Genomic DNA, 18,937 nt, shown 5'->3' with positions numbered 1-18,937 from the left:
GCTCAGGCGGACCGTCGGCGCGCAGTCAGAGCTGCTGCCGCCAGTCCCGCGCCACCCGCGGCGAGCCACGGCAGGGGGAGGAGCCACCGGAGGTCGCCCCCGGCGAGGTCCAGGACCGTGACGAGCGCCCACACGACCACCAGGCCGAGGAACGCGACGCCCATCACGAGGTGGCCGACGTTGACGGGGTGACGTCCGCCCGCGGCGTCCGTGGGGTCGTCCACGGCGGTCTCGTAGCGGGTGTCGTACCGGGTGTTGTCGTCCTGCACGGTGTCCTCCGGGGCGGTGGTGGTGTCGTACGACGTCATCGGCTGCGTCGTCGGGTCGGTGCCGGGGTGCTCGCTCATCGGGCCCGCACCTCCACCTCTCCGAGGCCGAGGGAGACGTCGAGCACCAGGGCGTCGTCGTCGAACCCGGGGGTGGTGCCGGGGGCGTCGTACGCCTCGTTCAGGGCGACGTCGTCGCCCTCGCTCTCCCGGTCGAGGACCGTGGCGGACCCGAGCCCCACCTGCGTGCTGACGGCCACGTCGACCCCCTCGGGCAGCACCACCTCGATGCGCCCCACGCCGCCCTCGACGCGGATGCTGCGTCCGGCCAGCTCGGCCGGGTCGGCGACCTCACCGAGGTCGAGCACCGTCTCGCCCGCCCCGAGCCAGTACCGGTCGTCCACCTGGGCGGCGCTGAGCGGCGTGGCCTCCTGGGTGCGATCGGTGAGCCGCTCGACGGCCATGGTGCCCGCCGTCGCGACCGCCAGCACGAGCCCGACGAGGATCAGGCCACCGGCGCGGCCGTAGAAGGCGCCGACCACCAGCAGGGAGCCGACGACGCCGAGCGCGAGGGCGGGGTAGGCCGACGCGGGCACGTCGACCCCGGCGACGTCGACGACGCCGAGCACGCCCACGGCGAGCGCCGCGAGGGCGAGGGTGAACCAGAAGAGCAGGGGGCCGCGGCGCAGCGGGTTCGGCGGGCGCGGGGCGCGCGGGGGCCGGCCGACGGTGGGCGCGGGGGGCTGCTTCGTGAAGGGGTCCGCGCCGTACGGCGAGGTGGCCGGCGGCACGTACGGCGCCGCTCCCTCACGGCCCGCCTCCCGCACCGCCTCCCGGGCGGAGCTGCGGCGGTGGTGGCTCGCGACCAGGAGCGCGACCACCACGAGCACGACCGTGAGCGGCCAGGAGACCCACCCGCCGGCGAGGTCGCCGAGCAGCGCGACCGTCGCCAGCACACCGGCGACCACGAGGGCCAGCGTGCGGCTCCGGTCGTCCAGCGTGACCACGGACTCGCCCGTGTCGTCACGGGGCACGAGGAGCCAGAGGGCGCCGTACAGCAGCGCGCCGCTGCCGGCGAAGAGCGTGAGCACGGCGAGGGCGACCCGCACCACGACGGGGTCGACGTCGAGGTGGCGGGCGAGGCCGCCGGCGACGCCCGCGACGTACCGGTCCTCGCTGGAGCGGCGGAGCCGGCGGAGGTCGCGCATCTCGGCGCCGGTGACGCGGGGCCCGTCGTGGGGCCCGTGGTGGGGGTCGCCGTGGGGTCCGGCGGGAGGTGGCTCGGCCGTGGCGGTCGAGGAGGAGGTCGGTGCCTCGTCGGGTGTCGTCGTCATGGTCTCCAGCCTGGTCGGGCGCGTCCTCCCTCACCATCGGGGACGACCCTGATCATCCCCCGGATCCCGTCCCAGGGGTCGCCCTCGTCCTCGGGGTCGGACCAGGGTCGTCCCTGATGCGGGGGCGCGCGCGGGCGTGTGACGATGACGGCGCCATGCGACCGACCACCGTGCCTCCCTCCCCGGCGACCGCCGCCGCCCCCGCGGGTGTGCGCGGGGACGTGCGCAGGGCGAGCCGCGACCTCGAGCGCGGCATCGTCGGGGGAGTGGCGGCCGGCCTGGCCGACCACCTGGGCGTCCCGCTCCTCGCCGTGCGCCTCGTCTTCGCCGTCGCCACCGTGCTCGGCGGGCTCGGCGTCGTGCTCTACGCCGCCTACTGGCTCGTGCTGCCGGCGGCCCGCGAGAGCCTGGCGGCGGCCCCGGGGATCGAGAGCGCCACCCGGGGCGGACGCCGGCCCGGTCGGCCCCGGCGGCTCGGCGACGTCGGGGCCGCCACCGTCGTCGGCGCCCTGGCACTCGGCGTCGTCCTGACCACCGAGGCCCTCGTGGGGCGTGGCGTCCTGGTGTGGGCGCTCGCCCTCACCGTCGGGGGCGTGGCGCTGCTGTGGCGCCAGGCGGACGAGGTGCAGCGCGAGCGCTGGCAGTCGCGCACGGAGCGGCTGGACCCCGTGCTCATGGTGCTCGGGTCCGGCGGCTGGGCGGCCTACACCCGCGTCGCGCTGGGCGCCTCGCTGCTGGGCGGGGGGCTCCTGCTCCTGGCCCTGCGCGACGGCTCGCTCGCCGTCGCCCGGGAGGCGGTGCTCGCCGTGCTGCTCGGGATCGCCGGGCTGGCGCTGGTCGTCGGCCCGTGGATCGCCCGCCTGGTCGCCGACCTCGGGGCCGAGCGGGCCGAGCGCGTGCGCAGCCAGGAGCGGGCCGACGTGGCCGCCCACCTGCACGACTCGGTGCTGCAGACGCTCGCGCTGATCCAGAAGAACGCGCAGGACCCCGCCACCGTGGGCCGGCTGGCCCGCAGCCAGGAGCGCGACCTGCGCGCGTGGCTGTTCGAGGAGGAGCGCACGGTCGCCACCACCCTCGGCGGCGCGGTCCGGGCGGCCGCCGCCGAGGTGGAGGACGACCACGGCGTCGAGATCGAGGTGGTGGTCGTGGGCGACCTCGCGTACGACGAGCGGCTCGCCCCTCTGGTCGCGGCGGCCCGCGAGGCCGTGGTGAACGCGGCGAAGCACGCCGGCACCGGCCGGGTCGACGTGTACGTCGAGGTGCTCGGCGGCGCGGCGGACCTGTTCGTCCGCGATCGCGGACGCGGCTTCGACCCCGACGACCTGCCGACCGACCGCCACGGCGTGCGCGGCAGCATCGTGGAGCGCATGACCCGCCACGGCGGGACGGCGACCGTCCGGTCGTCACCGGGGGCCGGCACCGAGGTGCGGCTCCACCTGCCGGCCGGTGCCGGCGACGCAGACGACGAGGAGCAGGGATGACGCAGGACACCACTCCGGCGACCGCGCCGGGCCCGCCCGTGCGGGTCGTCGTGGTCGACGACCACCAGATGTTCCGCGCCGGGGTGCGCAGCGAGCTGGCCGGCTGCGGCGCCGGGCGTGTCGAGGTCGTCGGCGAGGCGGCCGACGTCGACCAGGCCGTCGCGGCCGTGGCCGCGCACCGACCCGACGTCGTGCTGCTCGACGTGCACCTCCCCGGCGGGGGCGGCGTGGAGGTGATGCGGCGGGCCCAGGCCCCCTCGTCCGCCACGCGCTACCTCGCGCTCAGCGTCAGCGACGCGGCGGAGGACGTCATCGGCACCATCCGCGGCGGTGCCCGCGGCTACGTCACCAAGACCATCAGCGCCGCCGACCTCGTCGACGCCGTCGCGCGGGTCGCGGAGGGGGACGCCGTCTTCTCGCCCCGCCTCGCCGGGTTCGTGCTCGACGCCTTCGCCGGCGCCATCCAGGTCGCCTCGGTCGACTCCGACCTCGACCGGCTCTCCGAGCGCGAGCGCGAGGTGATGCGCCTGATCGCCCGCGGCTACGCCTACAAGGAGGTCGCGAAGGAGCTCTTCATCTCGGTGAAGACGGTCGAGACCCACATGTCGAGCGTGCTGCGCAAGCTGCAGCTCTCGTCGCGCCACGAGCTCACCCGCTGGGCGACGGACCGACGGCTGCTGTGAGCCGCCGCGGTTGACAGGCCCCGCGGGGGCGGGTTCTGTGGTGCACCCTGCGGACGACGGACGGTGGTTGCGCCCGCCGGTGGGTACCTTCCCGCCCGCAGACTCTCGGAAGGCAGCGCATGACCGACGCACCCGACCTCGCCCACGAGAAGGCCCTCGAACGCGCCAGGGAGCTCGACGACGACGAGAACCTGCAGCGGTCCATCTCCGGCAGGCTGCTCTTCTTCTACGTGCTCGGCGACGTGCTGGGCTCCGGCATCTACGTGCTCATCGGCGCCGTCGCGGCCGCCGTCGGCGGCGCGTTCTGGATGGCGTTCCTCGCCGGCGTGACCGTGGCGACCCTCACCGGCCTCGCCTACGCCGAGCTCGTCACCAAGCACCCGCAGGCCGCGGGCGCCGCCCTCTACGTGAGCAAGGCCTTCCGCAACCCGTTCCTCACGTTCCTCGTCACCATCTGCATGCTGTCGGCGACGTTCGCGGCCGCCGGCTCGCTGGCGACGGGCTTCTCGTCGTACTTCGCGCAGGTCTGGGAGCTGCCGCCCCCGCTGCTCATCTCGGTCATCTTCATCGCCGCGCTCGCGGTCGTGAACTTCATCGGCATCACGGAGTCGGTCATCGCCAACATGGTGATGACGTTCGTCGAGGTCGCCGGCCTGGCCGTCGTGGTGCTCATCGGCATCGTCTACGTCAGCCGCGGCGAGGCGGACTTCTCGGTGCTGCTCGAGTTCGACACGGACGGCAGCCCGATCTTCGCGGTCGTCGCCGGCGTCGCGCTCGCGTTCTTCGCCATGACCGGCTTCGAGAACGCCGCCAACGTCGCCGAGGAGACCATCGACCCGGCCCGCAACTTCCCCCGCGCCCTCATCGGCGGCATGGTCGGCGCCGGCATCATCTACGTGATCGTCGCGATGACCGCGGCCCTCACGGTGCCGATCGACACGCTCGCCAGCTCGGACGCGGCGCTGCTCGAGGTGATCAAGGCCGACATCATCCCGGTGCCCGTCGGCGTGATGACCACGATCTTCGCCATCGTGGCGATGGTGGCGATCACCAACACGACCCTGGTCGCCCTTGTCACCCAGTCGCGCATCCTCTACGGGATGGCCCGCGAGGACGTCGTGCCCGGGTTCTTCGCCAAGGTGCACGCCGCCCGCCGCAGCCCCTGGGTCGCGCTGGTCTTCTCCGCCCTCGTCGTCACCACGCTGCTCGTCGTCGGCCACACCCTCGACGCCGCGGGCATCGGCGGCTCCAGCGGGGTCGTCGAGCGGCTCGCCACCGTCACCGTCGTCTTCACCCTCTTCATCTACGCGCTGGTGATCGTGGCGGCGTTCGTGCTGCGCCGCGACGAGCGGCCGCCGGACTCGTTCCGCGCCCCGACCCCGCTGCTCGTGATCGGCGTCGTCGGCAACCTCGCGCTGCTGGTGTACGTCGTGGTCGACGACCCGACGTCGCTCTTCTGGTGCGCGGGCCTGCTGGCCCTCGGGCTGGTGCTGTACACCGTGGAGAAGCTGGTCGGCCGTACCGGCGAGACCACCCCGCCGCCGGGGCGTGCCCCGACCGGCTCCGCGCGTGACGAGGAGGAGGAGCTGTGAGCATGCACGTCGTCATCGCGACCGACGGGTCGAAGCAGTCGCTGGCCGCCGCGAAGCACCTGCGCTCCCTCGCCGCGCCCGAGGCGATCAGCGACGTCACGGTCCTCGCCGTGGTCCGGCCCCTGGCGGCCGTCTCGTTCGTCGACGAGCTCTCCGGCCCCCGCAGGAAGGACGCCGGGTCGCCGTCGTCGGTCGCGAGCTTCCGTGACGCGGCCAAGGCCTCGATCGAGGTCATCGCCGACGTCTTCGCCGGCTGGGGGCCGAAGGTGCACAAGAAGATCCGCAGCGGCTCGCCCGCCAACGAGATCATCAAGGCCGCCGAGCAGCTCGACGCCGGTCTCGTCGTGGTCGCCAGCGGCGGGCGCGGCCTGAGCGACCGGGTGATGCTGGGCAGCACCGCCCAGCGCGTGCAGCAGTACGCGCCGTGCCCGGTGCTCGTCGTACGCCCGGCCCCCAGTCGCAAGAAGTAGGGCCGGGCGCCCCGGGGGTCGCCCCGGGCCGAGCCGTCAGCTCGTGTGGTGCACGGGTGCGAGGGCGTGGACGGGCGTCGGGATGCCCTCGAAGCGCGCCTTGAGCTGGAGCGCCAGGTAGAGCGAGTAGTGGCGCGACTGGTGCAGGTTGCCGCCGTGGAACCAGAGGTTCTCCTGCTGCGTCGGCTTCCACATGTTGCGCTGCTCGCCCTCCCACGGGCCGGGGTCCTTGGTGGTGTCGGAGCCGAGGCCCCACACCTTGCCCACCGTGTCGGCCACCTCGGGGGAGATGAGGTCGGCAGCCCACCCGTTCATCGAGCCGTAGCCGGTGGCGTAGACGACGAGGTCGGCGGGCAGCTCGGTGCCGTCGGCGAGCACGACGGAGTCCTCGGTCAGGTGGTCGACCTGGCCGTGGGCGAGCTTGACCTGGCCGTCGGCGACGAGCTCGGCGGAGCCCACGTCGATGTAGTAGCCCGAGCCGCGCCGCAGGTACTTCATGAACAGCCCGGAGCCGTCGTCGCCCCAGTCGTGGTCGAAGCCGGCGGCCTCGAGGCGGTCGTAGAAGTCCTTGTCGACCTCGGCCATCTTCTGGTACGCCGGGATCTGGAACTCGTGCATGATCCGGTAGGGGAGCGAGGCGAAGATCAGGTCCGCCTTCTCGGTGGTGACCCCCGCCGCGAGCGCCCGCTCCGAGTAGAGGTCGCCCAGGCCGTGCTCCATCAGGGACGCCGACTTCACGATGTGCGTCGAGCTGCGCTGCACCATGGTCACGTCGGCGTCGTGCTCCCACAGCGCCCCGCAGATGTCGAAGGCCGAGTTGTTGGAGCCGATGACGACGACCTTCTTGCCGGCGTACGCGTCGGGTCCCGGGTGGGCCGACGAGTGGTGCTGGTCGCCGCGGAAGACGTCCTGGCCGGGCAGCGTGGGCACGTTCGGCTTGCCCGACATGCCGGTGGCGAGCACGACCTGGGTGGGCGTGAGCGTCAGGGGCTGCCCCTCGCGCTCGACCTCGACCGTCCACGTGCCGGTCTCGGGCGAGTACGACGCCGAGCTCGCCGTGGTCGACGACCAGTAGGGCACCTCCATGACCGAGGTGTAGAACTCCAGCCAGTCCGCGACCTTGTCCTTCGGGGCGAACACCGGCCAGTTGTCGGGGAACTTCAGGTAGGGCAGGTGGTCGTACCAGACCGGGTCGTGGAGGCACAGCGACTTGTAGCGACCGCGCCACTGGTCGCCGGGGCGCGGGTGCTTGTCGATGACGAGGCTGGGCACGCCGAGCTGTCGCAGGCGGGCCCCGAGCGCGATGCCGCCCTGGCCGCCGCCGATGACGAGCACGTAGGGCTGCGTCGTCGAGCCGAGCGACTCGGCCTCGGCCTGCCGCTGCTCCGACCACGTCCGACGGCTCCTGGTCGCTCCGTGCTCGGCGCCGGGCGGGCGTCGGGTGCCGCGGGGCTCCTCGTGGCCCTTGAGCTCGTAGAGGGTGGTGAGGAAGGTCCAGGCGACGAGCGCGCCGTCCTCCTCGCGCAGGCGCACCAGCCCGCGCCCGCGGCCCACCCCGGTCTCGAAGACGAACCAGGCGGTGATCACGCCGCCGTCCTCGGTGGCCGGCTCCTCCAGCGCGAACCCGGTGGGGTCGGTGCGGTCGAGGTTCGCCTCGAGCAGGCCCGCGACGCCCTCACGGCCCTCGACGGTGTGCAGGTTCCACGAGAAGGCGACGAGGTCGCGCCAGAAGCTCGCGGTGCCGAAGCAGGCGGTGGCGGCGGCGACGTCGCGCGCCCGCAGGGCGGCCTCGAGGTCGGCGAACCAGCGCTCGGCGCGGGCGGTGGGGTCGCCGGGCTCGGTCTCGCTGGTCGGGCGGTCGACGGTCTGCGTCATGCTCACTCCTCGGTGTCGGATAGCCGTGAGCACACACCCGGCCCCGCGTGGGGAGAAGGGTTGCGCAGCGTTGCACGTGACGTGGGTCACGCGCGTGCCTATGCTCGGCCGAGGTCGTCGCACGACGGCCGGCGCGCGGAGGGAGGGCTCGTGGGCGGCTTCAGCGCGGTCGAGCCCGGCACCGACCTCTCGGTGCACGCCCGGGAGCTGCGGCGCATCCACGACGCGGTGCTCGGCGGCGCCCGGTCGCCGGGGCGCCCGCGAGCGGTCGTGGCCCGCTCCTGGCGCCGCATGATCGAGCTCGGCCTCGACCCGGACGGCGCCGGTGCGCGCGACCCCCTGGCCCGCACCGAGGTGGAGCGGCGCCGCGCGACGCCGCTGGCGTGGGTGATCGACGACCTGCGCCGGGCGCTGACGAGCGTCGCCGACGCCTCCCGGTTCCTGCTGGTCGTCACCGACGCGGACGGCGTCATCCTGTGGCGCGAGGGTGCCTCGTCGGTACGCCGCCGCGCCGACGGGCTGGGCTTCTCCGAGGGTGCGTTGTGGACGGAGGGCCAGGTCGGCACCAACGCCATCGGCACGGCGATCGCCGAGCAGGCGCCCGTGCAGCTCTTCTCCGCCGAGCACTTCGAGGCCCAGCAGCACCCCTGGTACTGCACCGCCGCACCGCTCCACGACCCGCGCACCGGCGAGCTCCTCGGGGTCGTCGACGTCAGCGGCCCCGCCCTCACGCTGCACCCGGCGATCACGGCCCTGGTCGAGACCGCCGTGCGCCTCGCCGAGTCGCGCCTCGCCCAGCTGCACGCGGAGCGGCTCGAGCGTCTGCGCCGGGCCAGCGAGCACGTCATCGGCACGACCTCGGGGCCGCTGCTCGTCGTCGACGACGACGGCTGGGTCGCCCACCGGTCCGGCATCGCCGTCCGCGACCGCATCGCCGCCCCGCAGCCCGAGATGACGCTGGCGGTGCCCGGGCTCGGGGTCTGCGTGCCCGAGCGGCTCGACGGCGGCTGGCTGGTGCGACCGGCGGGCGGCGAGCGACGCCTCCTCGCGGTGCTCGACGTCGCCGGGCTCGAGCCCGTGCTGGAGGTGACCTCCGGGACGGCGCCGTGGCGCCTCGCGCTCAGCCGGCGCCACGCCGACATCCTCCTGCGCCTCGTGGAGGCCGGTGCCGAGGGCCTGACCCCGGCCGCGCTCAGCCGCGCCCTGTACGGCGACGCGACGCACGAGGTCACCGTGCGCGCCGAGATCTCGCGGATGCGGCGGGCGCTCGGGGCGCTCCTGGTCACCGCGCCGTACCGGATCGCGCCGGGAGTCGAGGTCTCCGTCCGCCGCGCCCCCTAGGATGCGGCCGTGGAGACCGTCCGCCTCGTCCTGCTGCTCGTGCACGTCCTCGGCTTCGCCGCGCTCGTCGGGGGACTGCTCGCGCAGGTGCGCGACCCCGAGAAGCGGGTGACGGCGACCGTCCGCGACGGCATCGGCACGGCCTTCGTGTCCGGCATCCTCCTCGTCGGCGTGCTGGAGGCGGAGGACGCGAGCCTCGACCACGCGAAGATCGCGGTGAAGTTCGCCGTCGCGCTGGTGCTGCTCGTGCTCGTGATGGCCAACGCCCGCAAGCCGCGGATCCCCGACGGCCTCTTCTTCGGGCTGCTGGTGCTGAGCGTCGCGAACGTCGCGGTGGCCCTGTTCTGGTCACCCACCCACACGTTCGCCTGACGGTCCCGCTGACGGTGGGGCCACGTACCCTGTCGGGTGCGATGTCCTCCTCCTCCGTGATCCCCGGCCTCGAGCACCTCTCCGCCCCCGACACCGCCCGTCGGGGCGCCGAGCAGGCCTCCGAGGCGTCCTCCGCGGCCGACCGCCAGCGCCGCGCCGACGAGCTCCTCGACGGCCTCAACGACCCCCAGCGCGCCGCCGTCGTGCACGCCGGTGCCCCCCTGCTCGTCGTCGCCGGCGCCGGCTCGGGCAAGACCCGGGTGCTCACCCGCCGCATCGCCTGGCTCGTCACCGAGCGGCGCGCCCACCCGGGCTCGATCCTCGCGATCACCTTCACCAACAAGGCCGCGGCCGAGATGAAGGAGCGCGTCGAGCAGCTCGTCGGCCGGCGGGCGCGCATCATGTGGGTCTCGACGTTCCACTCGGCGTGCGTGCGCATCCTGCGCAAGGAGATCGACCGCGTCGGGTTCTCCTCGAGCTTCTCGATCTACGACTCCGCCGACTCGCAGCGGCTCATGTCGCTGGTGCTCAACGACCTCGACCTCGACCCGAAGCGCTACCAGCCCCGGGCGGTGCTCAACTGGGTGTCGAACGCGAAGAACGAGCTGCGCGACCCCGAGGCCGCCACCGCCGACGCCTCCAACCACCTCGAGGAGACGTACGCCGCGGCGTACACGTCGTACCAGCGCCGCCTGCGCGACGCCAACGCGCTCGACTTCGACGACATCATCATGACGACGGTGCACCTGCTGCAGGGCTACCCGGAGGTGCGGGAGGTCTACCGCCGCCGGTTCCGCCACGTGCTCGTCGACGAGTACCAGGACACCAACCACGCGCAGTACGCCCTCATCCACCAGCTCTGCGCCGACGACCCCGAGGCGGCCCGCGACTCCGCGACGCCCGTGCCGGGCGACGTCGGGGGCTCCGCCGGCGAGCGGGTCGGTCCGAGCGAGCTGATGGTCGTCGGTGACGCCGACCAGTCGATCTACGCGTTCCGGGGCGCCAACATCCGCAACATCCTCGACTTCGAGCAGGACTTCCCGAACGCCTCGACGATCCTGCTCGAGCAGAACTACCGCTCGACCCAGACGATCCTCACCGCCGCCAACGCGGTCATCGGCAACAACGAGGGCCGCAAGCCGAAGCGGCTGTGGTCCGACGCGGGCGACGGGGAGCGCATCGTGGGCTACGTCGGCGACGACGAGCACGACGAGGCCCGCTTCGTGGCCGAGGAGGTCGACAAGCTCACCGACGACCACGGCGTGCGTCCGGGCGACGTCGCCGTCTTCTACCGCACGAACGCGCAGTCGCGCGTGTTCGAGGAGATCTTCGTGCGGGTCGGGCTGCCCTACAAGGTCGTCGGCGGTGTGCGCTTCTACGAGCGGCGCGAGGTCCGCGACGCCCTCGGCTACCTGCGGATGCTCGCCAACCCGGCCGACGAGGTGTCGCTGCGGCGCGTCGTGAACACCCCCAAGCGCGGCATCGGCGACCGGGCCCAGGCCTGCGTCGCCGCGCTCGCGGCGCGCGAGGGCACGACGTACTGGGAGGCCCTGCGGGTCGCCCACCGCGCCGACGGCATCGCGACCCGGTCGGTCAACGCGATCCGCTCGTTCGTCGACGTGGTCGAGGAGCTGCAGCAGATGGTGGCGGCCGACGAGCGGCCCGACGTCATCCTCGAGGCGGCGCTCGACCGCTCCGGCTACCTCGCCGACCTCGAGGCCTCCGACGACCCGCAGGACGAGACCCGGCTCGAGAACCTGGCCGAGCTGGTGGCGGTCGCCCGCGAGTTCGCGGACGACCCGCAGGCCGGGCCGTCCGCCGACCCGACCGACGTCGAGGCCGGCACCGTCCGTCCCGGGCTCGGCGACTTCCTGGAGCGGGTGGCGCTGGTCGCCGACGCGGACCAGATCCCCGCCGACCCCGACGGCGAGGACGTCGGCGTCGTCACCCTCATGACGCTCCACACGGCGAAGGGCCTCGAGTTCCCCGTCGTGTTCCTCACGGGCCTCGAGGACGGCGTCTTCCCGCACATGCGGGCCCTGGGCGACCGGTCCGAGCTGGAGGAGGAGCGGCGGCTCGCGTACGTCGGCCTGACCCGCGCGCGGGAGCGGCTCTACATCTCCCGCGCGGTCGTGCGGTCCGCCTGGGGCGCGCCGTCGCACAACCCGGCCTCCCGCTTCCTCGACGAGCTGCCCGTCGACCTCGTGGACTGGCGCCGTACGGCGGCCGCCCAGACCTCGTGGTCACGCCCCGACGTGGGCAGCAGCTGGGCCTCGGCCGACCCGCGGCCGGCGCTCGGTGCGCCGACGCCCGCAGGCCGTCGCAACTTCTCGGCGGCCGCCGCGCGCGCCGACGCTGCGAAGAAGGCCAAGGCGGCACGCCCGATCCCGTCCCTCGCTCCCGGCGACCGGGTCCAGCACGACACCTTCGGGCTCGGCACCGTCGTCACGGTCGAGGGGGCGGCGGAGAAGTCGGTCGCCTCGATCGACTTCGGCTCCGACGGCGTCAAGCGGCTGCTGCTGCGCTACGCGCCCGTCGAGAAGCTCTGACGCACGTCCGGGAGCCCGGGCGTGCGTCAGGGGAGTGCTGCGGGGAGGGTGGCGCGGCGACGGCCGAGCGTCAGGGGGTGACGCCGTTGTTGATCAGCGCGCTGCGCGGGTCGACCGGGTCACCGGCGCCGGGGCGGACCTCGAGGTGGAGGTGGGGGCCCGAGCTGTTGCCCGTGGAGCCGACGTAGCCGATGACGTCGCCGGAGGCGACCGTCTGGCCGACCTCGACGGCCACGGACGACTGGTGGGCGTACCACATCTCCGTGCCGTCCTCGAGGGTGATGACGGTCTTGTTGCCGTAGCTGCCGTCGTAGCCGCTCTCGGTGACCGTGCCGCCCGCGACCGCGCGGATGGTGGTGCCCGACGGAGCGGCGAAGTCGAGCCCGGTGTGGTAGCCCGACGAGTAGTAGGACTCGGCCTGGCCGAAGACGTTGGTGATGCGGTAGCTGTCGACCGGGAGGACCCAGCGGTTCTCCGCGAGGCGGGCGGCCTCGGCCTCGGCGGCGTTGCCGAGGGTCTCGATCGCGGTGCTGCGACGCTCGGCCGCGGCCTCCGCCTCGACGATCGCAGCGTCCTCGTCGGCCGCGTCCTCGAGCGCGTCGCGCTCAGAGTCGCGGCTGATGGCGCGGTTGCGGTCGGCGAGCAGGTCGCTGCGCGACGAGGTGCTCGTGCCCGACATGCCGTTGCTCGCCGAGAGCTGGACCGTCGACGACGAGACCTCGGGGGCGAGGGGGCCGGAACCGGCCGCCGTCACGGCGCCGCCCGTCGAGATCGCGAGCACGGCGACACCGGCCAGGACCGGGGCCGAGGGCAGCAGCGGACGGAAGAGGCCCGACGCCGTCGGGGTGCTGCGGGGCTCCTTGACCGCACGGCGGCGACCGGCCTGGGCGGCACTGCGGGCGGCCGTGCGCGCGGCACGGTCCTCCGCTGCGAAGCCGCGCACGTCGTAGGTGGTGGGGAGCACGTCGTGCTCGGTGACGACGGGGATCGACTGCGTCGTGTCCTCGAACCGCATCTCCTGGCCACGGTCGCGCGGCGCGGCGACGGGCTCGCGGACCTGGGTCTCGCGGGTCAGGACCTCGGCGGGGGCCGCGGCCTCCGGGGCGCTCGCGCGGCGGCGCGGCTCGGGGCGGGCGGCACGCTTGCCGGGGGTGGTGCGAGGGACGTCCGGGGTCGCGGGGTCCGAGCCTCCACGGCGCTGGCCGCGGTGATCTGCTCGGTGGTTGCCCATAGACCTCGTGTTCCTCGTTCGGTGCGTGCAGGGTTCTGCAGGTTCGTGCTCGGAGACAGCGTCAGACTGTAACGGACGTTCCGGCCCCTTCGAAATCCCCCGGGGGGAAGACCTGTGGACGAGGCGACCCCTACCTCGGTCGCTTGCGTCCGGGTCGACCTTGCCGCATCACGTGCGCGAGGGCGTGCGGACGCACCGGGATGTGGTGCGCGTCACGTCGTACCCAGGGGTACGAGACCGCCGTGCCCCGGGTCGGACCACGGGTCTATCGTGCGCTGAGGAATCCGGACTCTCACCCTCATACGGCAAAGGAATGGTCGGATCGTGGACCTGATGGAGTACCAGGCGAAGCAGCTCTTCGCCAAGCACGGCGTGCCCGTGACCGAAGGAATCGTCGCCACCACCCCCGAGGAGGCCAAGGCCGCCGCCGAGAAGCTCGGCGTCGTGGTCGTCAAGGCGCAGGTGAAGGCCGGCGGTCGTGGCAAGGCGGGCGGCGTCAAGCTCGCCAAGACGCCCGACGAGGCCTTCGAGCACGCCACCAACATCATCGGCATGGAGATCAAGGGCCTGACGGTCAACCGGGTGCTCATCGCCCCGGCGGCGAGCATCGAGGAGGAGTACTACTTCTCCTTCCTGCTCGACCGGGCGAACCGTCAGTACCTCACGATCGCGTCGGTCGAGGGTGGTGTGGAGATCGAGGAGGTCGCCAAGACCAACCCCGAGGCCGTGCGCCAGATCGCGATCGACCCGGGCACGGGCGTCGACGAGGCGAAGGCGAAGGCCATCGTCGCCGAGGCCAAGTTCCCCGAGGCGCTCACCGACCAGGCCGTGCAGACCATCCTGGCGCTGTGGAAGGTCTTCGTCGAGGAGGACGCCACGCTCGTCGAGGTCAACCCGCTCGCGCGGCTGACCGGCGACGTGCTCGAGGCGCTCGACGGCAAGGTCTCGCTCGACGAGAACGCCGAGTTCCGTCACGCCGACCACGCCGAGTTCGAGGACAAGGCCGCGGCCGACCCCCTCGAGGCGAAGGCGAAGGAGAAGGGCCTCAACTACGTCAAGCTCGACGGCGCGGTGGGCATCATCGGCAACGGCGCGGGTCTCGTCATGAGCACCCTCGACGTCGTCGCGTACGCCGGCGAGGCGCACGGCGGGGTCAAGCCCGCCAACTTCCTCGACATCGGCGGCGGCGCCTCGGCGCAGGTCATGGCCGACGGCCTCGACGTGATCCTCAACGACCCCCAGGTCAAGAGCGTCTTCGTCAACGTCTTCGGCGGCATCACGTCGTGCGACGCGGTCGCCAACGGCATCGTGGGCGCGCTCGACATCCTGGGCGACGAGGCCACCAAGCCGCTCGTCGTCCGCCTCGACGGCAACAACGTCGAGGAGGGCCGCCGCATCCTGGCGGAGAAGAACCACCCGTTGGTGACGGTCGTCGCGACGATGGACGGCGCGGCCGACAAGGCCGCCGAGCTGGCGAACGCCTGAGACGGGACGGAGAGAGAACATGTCGATCTACCTCAACAAGGACTCCAAGGTCATCGTCCAGGGCATCACGGGCGGTGAGGGCACCAAGCACACCGCCCTCATGCTCAAGTCCGGGACGAACGTCGTCGGTGGTGTCAACGCCCGCAAGGCCGGCACGACCGTGACCCACACCGACAAGGACGGCAACAGCGTCGAGCTGCCCGTCTTCGGCACCGTCGCCGAGGCCATCAAGGAGACGGGCGCCGACGTGTCGGTCGCCTTCGTCCCCCCGGCCTTCACGAAGGACGCCGCGATCGAGGCCATCGACGCCGAGATCGGCCTTCTGGTCGTCATCACCGAGGGCGTGCCGGTCCAGGACACGGCCGAGGTCTGGTCCTACCTGGACGGCAAGTCCACCCGCATGATCGGCCCGAACTGCCCCGGCATCATCACGCCGGGCGAGGCGCTGGCCGGCATCACGCCCGCCACCATCGCCGGCAAGGGCCCGGTCGGTCTCGTGTCGAAGTCCGGCACGCTGACCTACCAGATGATGTTCGAGCTCCGTGACTACGGCTTCTCGACCGCCATCGGCATCGGCGGCGACCCGATCGTCGGGACCACCCACATCGACGCCCTCGCGGCGTTCGAGGCGGACCCCGAGACGAAGGCCATCGTCATGATCGGCGAGATCGGCGGCGACGCCGAGGAGCGGGCCGCGGCCTACATCAAGGACAACGTGACGAAGCCGGTCGTCGGCTACGTCGCGGGCTTCACCGCCCCGGAGGGCAAGACGATGGGCCACGCCGGCGCCATCGTCTCGGGCTCCTCGGGCACCGCGCAGGCGAAGAAGGAGGCCCTCGAGGCCGTCGGCGTCAAGGTCGGCAAGACGCCGTCCGAGACCGCTCGCCTGATGCGGGAGATCCTCGACGCGCTCTGAGCGCACCGCACCACCCGCACGACAGCAGGGCCCGTCCCCCCGGGGGGACGGGCCCTGCTCGCCGTGCGGGGGTGGTCGCGCCGAGCGGCTGCGCCCGGTGGTCGGTCAGCCCCCGGCGGCGACGGCGGCGTTGGCCGCGGCCAGGCGGTCGCGGGAGCGCTGCAGGACCGAGAGGAACTGCTCGGTGGTGAGGTCGGCGTCGCCGGAGCGGACGAACCCGATCTGGCTGACGAGGTTGCCCGAGCGGGCGACGCCCATCACGAACTCGACCGTGCTCTCCTCGGTGACCCGCACGGTGACGCTCCACGCGGCGGTGCGGCCGTCGTCGTACTCGGTGCCGTCGATGACCTCGACGGCCGTCGCCAGGTCCTCGGCCTCGCAGGCCGCCATCTCGTCGGACACCTGGCCGACGAAGCCGTCGGCCACCTGGGCGTCCGAGAGCCGGCCGGTGGTCTGGGTGAGCCCGAACTGGTCCGGCAGCCCGGCGTCCGGCACGAGGAAGGTGCGCGTGAGCGGGTCGGCGACGCCGGGCACCACGAAGCTCGTCTGGTCGCAGAGCGTGGCGGCATCGTTGGCCTCGGCGGCCTGGGCCCGGGTCCCGACCCAGGGAGCGTCGACGCCCGGAACGGTCGGCAGGTCGACCTCGGACAGCATGAAGGCGGGGTCGCCGACGAGGACGGGCAGCGTCGGCTCGACCACCGGCTCGGCGGCACAGGTGCCGCCGCCGGGGGCCTCGCACATGCCGTCGACCGCGGCGGCCAGCAGCCCGGACACCTGGGTGCGCACGTCGTCGCCCGCACCCACGGCGTTGACCATCAGGGTGCTGGTGAGGCTGCCGGTACGGGCGATGCCGGCCGTCAGCAGGGAGGACGGCTCGCCGGGCACCTGGAGCACGAAGATCCGGGCGGCGTCGCCGACGCCGGTGACGGCGTACGTGCCGACGAGCTGGGCGCGGGGGAGCGTGCAGCCGCCGAACCACGTCGACCACGTCTCGTACGTCGTCGCGGCCTCGGCGTCGCTGCGGGACTGCTCGGCGGCCTGGTAGGCCACGATCGGCTGCGCGCCGGCGGCCGACGACGAGAAGGTGCGCACGAAGCCGGCGAGGCCCTCGGGGTCGGCGTACCGCGACTGCTGGCACGGGAGGACCAGACCGTCGCCGTCGGTGTTGTTGTTCGTCTGGGTGGTCCAGGTGCGGTCCGAGGCGAGCTGCTCGACCGCGGTGGTGGCCAGCAGGTCGTCGGTCGTCAGGCCCGTGGGCGGGGCGGACGGCGACCCGCTGTCGTCCGGCTCGCCGGAGACGCTGGTGTCCGGGCGGTCGACCGAGCGCTCCAGCGAGGTCGGCGTGCCGGCGCTGTCGTGCACCACGGCTCCCGACGCGACGACGGCGACGGTCGCCACGGCGATGCCGCCGACGGTGTGGAGCCGGCGGCGTCGCGTGCCCGCCCGGCGGAGGATGGAGGGCCGCGGCCAGCGGACGTCGCCGAGGCCGGCCCCGACGGCGACCAGGGTCGCCTCGACCTCCTCGGGGGTGCCGACCCCGCGCTGCACGGCGTACTCGGCCCGGCCGATCGCGAGGTGGCGCGCCGCCTCCTCGAGGGTGACCCCGATCTCGCGCGCGGAGTCGTGGAGACCCACGCCGCCGACCTCGGCGAGGATCAGGAGCCTGCGCGGCGTCGAGCCGAGCTCGCCGAGGGCCTCGAGCGTCGCCGCCACCTCGGGGTCGAGCCCCTTCTCGCGGTGCCAGACGCGGGCGGTGTGGCGCCGCTGGGCGTGCACCCAGGCGCGGGGACGCACCTCGGACTCGGGCTCGGGGCGGCTGCTGACCTTCGACCAGTGGTGCCAGGCGACGGTGAAGGCCTCGCGCACGGCGCTCCGCGCGGCCGGCAGGTCCCCCGTCAGGAGATACGTCTGGAGCAGCAGTCGGCTGCGGGCGTCCTTGTAGAACGCGTCGAACGCATCGGGATCCTTCATGGCGGCGACCACGGTAGCCGACCCCGACAGGGCGTCCGGGTCGGCGTGTCGGGGGCTCGCTCCCCGGAAGCCCGGCGCACGGTCGCGAGGATGGTCCGCGATGACCTCGCTCTTGCCTCCGCTCCTCTCCCCACGCCCGCACGACCGTGCGTCGCGCGGTCTCGTGCTCGTCGCCTCCGTCGGCGGCGTGGTCGCGGCCCTCGCGACGCTGACCGTCGCGCTGGCCGTCGGGGTCGTCGGCTGGTTCCTCACCGACGCGGGCGCCCACGGCACGCCGTCCGACGCCCTCGAGGTGGGAGCGCTCGGCTGGCTGGTCGGCCACGGGTCCGGTGTCACGATCCGGGGCACGGCCGTGACGATGGTGCCGCTCGGGCTGACGCTCGTGCAGGCCGTCGTCTGCTGGCGCCTCGGGCAGCGCGTGGGGGAGGCGCTCGCCCCGCACGGCCCGGACGCCGCCGGCATCGCCGACGGCGAGCGCGACTGGACCGTGCCCGCCGGCGTCGGCCTGTTCGCCGCGGGCTACGTCGTCGTCGCCGTGCTCGTCGGGGTGCTCGCCTCGCCCCCGGACGGCGACACCTCGCTGCCCGCGATCGTGCTCGGCAGCCTCGCGCTCGCGGGAGGTGTCGGGGGCACGGCCATCGCCATCTCCTCGGGCCGCGCGGCCGGCTGGGTCGCCCGGCTGCCCGAGGAGGTCCGGGACACCGTCGCCGCGGCCACGGGGATCGTGCTGGTGACGGCGGCCCTCTCCGCCCTGCTGGCGGCGGTGGGCCTCGCGGTGGCGTTCCCCGAGATCGCCTCCGTGCTCTCCCAGCTGCAGACGGGGCCGGGCACCGCCGTCCTCATCATCGCCCTCTGCCTGCTCCTCGTGCCGAACGTCGTCGTCCTCGCTGCCTCCTACGGGCTGGGCCCGGGGTTCGTCTTCGGCACGGGCACCGTCGTGTCGCCGGCCCTCGTGGTGCTCGGGCCCCTGCCGCTCTTCCCGGTGGTCGCGGGCACGCCCACCACGGCCGCGCCCGGATGGCTCAGCGCCGCCCTCGGCGTCGTCCCCTTCCTGCTCGCCGGTGCCGTGGTGGCCCAGGTTCAGCGGGGGCGGCCCACGACCCGCTTCGACGTCGGCCTGGTCCGCGGCGGGGCGGCGGGCGTCCTCGCCGGAGGCGTCGTGGGTCTCGCCGCGTGGCTCGCCGGCGGTGCCGTGGGTCCGGGGCGGATGGCCGACGTCGGGCCGTTCGTCGGCGACGTGACCGTCCACGCGGTCGTCGCGTTCGCCACCGGCGGCATGGTCGGCGGGCTCCTGGCGACCGTCTCGCAGCGCCGCGCCTACCTCGACGACTGAGCGCGGACCGGCGGTCGCCGCGCCCCTAGACTCTGCGC

General features: G+C 73.8%; 15 protein-coding genes. 10 read left to right on the top strand and 5 right to left on the bottom strand.

Annotated elements, in window-relative coordinates; genetic code table 11:
• Window positions 1–2: 2 nt before the first annotated feature.
• Both K329_RS0112970 and K329_RS0112965 read right to left on the bottom strand, forming a co-directional pair.
• Complete coding sequence (locus tag K329_RS0112970; RefSeq protein WP_028473376.1) at window positions 3–347, bottom strand: hypothetical protein; 345 nt, start codon at window positions 345–347, stop codon at window positions 3–5.
• The gene (locus K329_RS0112965) at window positions 344–1,600 is read right to left on the bottom strand and encodes a PspC domain-containing protein (RefSeq protein ID WP_028473375.1); all 1,257 of its coding nucleotides are present in this window, start codon (window positions 1,598–1,600) and stop codon (window positions 344–346) included. Before K329_RS0112965 ends, K329_RS0112970 begins: the two co-directional genes overlap by 4 nt.
• A gap of 155 nt (window positions 1,601–1,755) precedes the next feature.
• Here K329_RS0112965 and K329_RS0112960 point away from each other — a divergent pair, with 155 nt between their 5' ends.
• The 4 genes from K329_RS0112960 to K329_RS0112945 all read left to right on the top strand — a co-directional run bounded on the left by K329_RS0112960 (window position 1,756) and on the right by K329_RS0112945 (window position 5,826).
• A complete protein-coding gene (locus K329_RS0112960; RefSeq protein ID WP_028473374.1) occupies window positions 1,756–3,081 on the top strand; it encodes an ATP-binding protein in 1,326 nt (441 codons plus the stop codon).
• The gene (locus K329_RS0112955) at window positions 3,078–3,764 is read left to right on the top strand and encodes a response regulator (protein ID WP_028473373.1); all 687 of its coding nucleotides are present in this window, start codon (window positions 3,078–3,080) and stop codon (window positions 3,762–3,764) included. Before K329_RS0112960 ends, K329_RS0112955 begins: the two co-directional genes overlap by 4 nt.
• 119 nt (window positions 3,765–3,883) lie before the next feature.
• On the top strand, window positions 3,884–5,356 hold the full coding sequence (locus K329_RS26670; protein WP_084541265.1) for an APC family permease: 1,473 nt from the start codon (window positions 3,884–3,886) through the stop codon (window positions 5,354–5,356).
• A gap of 2 nt (window positions 5,357–5,358) precedes the next feature.
• Window positions 5,359–5,826: a universal stress protein gene (locus K329_RS0112945; protein ID WP_028473372.1), complete on the top strand. Its 468-nt coding sequence runs from the start codon at window positions 5,359–5,361 to the stop codon at window positions 5,824–5,826.
• 36 nt (window positions 5,827–5,862) lie between these two features.
• On the opposite strand, the gene K329_RS0112940 is transcribed toward K329_RS0112945, so the two are convergent.
• The gene (locus K329_RS0112940) at window positions 5,863–7,701 is read right to left on the bottom strand and encodes a flavin-containing monooxygenase (protein ID WP_028473371.1); all 1,839 of its coding nucleotides are present in this window, start codon (window positions 7,699–7,701) and stop codon (window positions 5,863–5,865) included.
• A 150-nt stretch (window positions 7,702–7,851) separates the two neighbouring features.
• Between K329_RS0112940 and K329_RS26665 the strand changes: the two genes are divergently transcribed.
• Genes K329_RS26665 through pcrA form a run of 3 tightly spaced genes read left to right on the top strand, consistent with a single transcriptional unit; the run spans window position 7,852 to window position 11,963 of the window.
• Window positions 7,852–9,042 (top strand): GAF domain-containing protein, encoded by a 1,191-nt coding sequence (locus tag K329_RS26665; protein WP_043643409.1) that lies wholly within the window; start codon window positions 7,852–7,854, stop codon window positions 9,040–9,042.
• Between the two features lie 9 nt (window positions 9,043–9,051).
• On the top strand, window positions 9,052–9,414 hold the full coding sequence (locus K329_RS0112930; protein WP_028473462.1) for a hypothetical protein: 363 nt from the start codon (window positions 9,052–9,054) through the stop codon (window positions 9,412–9,414).
• Between the two features lie 41 nt (window positions 9,415–9,455).
• Entirely contained in the window at window positions 9,456–11,963 is a 2,508-nt protein-coding gene (pcrA, locus tag K329_RS0112925; RefSeq protein ID WP_084541264.1) for a DNA helicase PcrA, read from the top strand.
• A 70-nt stretch (window positions 11,964–12,033) separates the two neighbouring features.
• On the opposite strand, the gene K329_RS29610 is transcribed toward pcrA, so the two are convergent.
• Window positions 12,034–13,194, bottom strand: a complete 1,161-nt coding sequence (locus K329_RS29610; protein ID WP_052336836.1) for a M23 family metallopeptidase — start codon at window positions 13,192–13,194, stop codon at window positions 12,034–12,036.
• A 324-nt stretch (window positions 13,195–13,518) separates the two neighbouring features.
• Between K329_RS29610 and sucC the strand changes: the two genes are divergently transcribed.
• Window positions 13,519–14,679: an ADP-forming succinate--CoA ligase subunit beta gene (sucC, locus tag K329_RS0112915; protein ID WP_028473369.1), complete on the top strand. Its 1,161-nt coding sequence runs from the start codon at window positions 13,519–13,521 to the stop codon at window positions 14,677–14,679.
• A 19-nt stretch (window positions 14,680–14,698) separates the two neighbouring features.
• Entirely contained in the window at window positions 14,699–15,595 is an 897-nt protein-coding gene (gene sucD, locus K329_RS0112910; RefSeq protein WP_028473368.1) for a succinate--CoA ligase subunit alpha, read from the top strand.
• 105 nt (window positions 15,596–15,700) lie between these two features.
• Here the strand turns inward: sucD and K329_RS29605 are convergent, their stop codons facing one another.
• Window positions 15,701–17,566, bottom strand: coding sequence for a SigE family RNA polymerase sigma factor (locus K329_RS29605; protein ID WP_157571716.1), 1,866 nt, complete (start codon window positions 17,564–17,566; stop codon window positions 15,701–15,703).
• 100 nt (window positions 17,567–17,666) lie between these two features.
• Between K329_RS29605 and K329_RS0112900 the strand changes: the two genes are divergently transcribed.
• On the top strand, window positions 17,667–18,899 hold the full coding sequence (locus K329_RS0112900; protein ID WP_028473366.1) for a cell division protein PerM: 1,233 nt from the start codon (window positions 17,667–17,669) through the stop codon (window positions 18,897–18,899).
• Window positions 18,900–18,937 lie beyond the last annotated feature (38 nt).

The sequence above is a fragment of the Nocardioides alkalitolerans DSM 16699 genome (assembly GCF_000426525.1).
Classification (GTDB): Bacteria; Actinomycetota; Actinomycetes; order Propionibacteriales; family Nocardioidaceae; genus Nocardioides; species Nocardioides alkalitolerans.
This window is presented reverse-complemented; position numbering and strand designations above follow the sequence as displayed.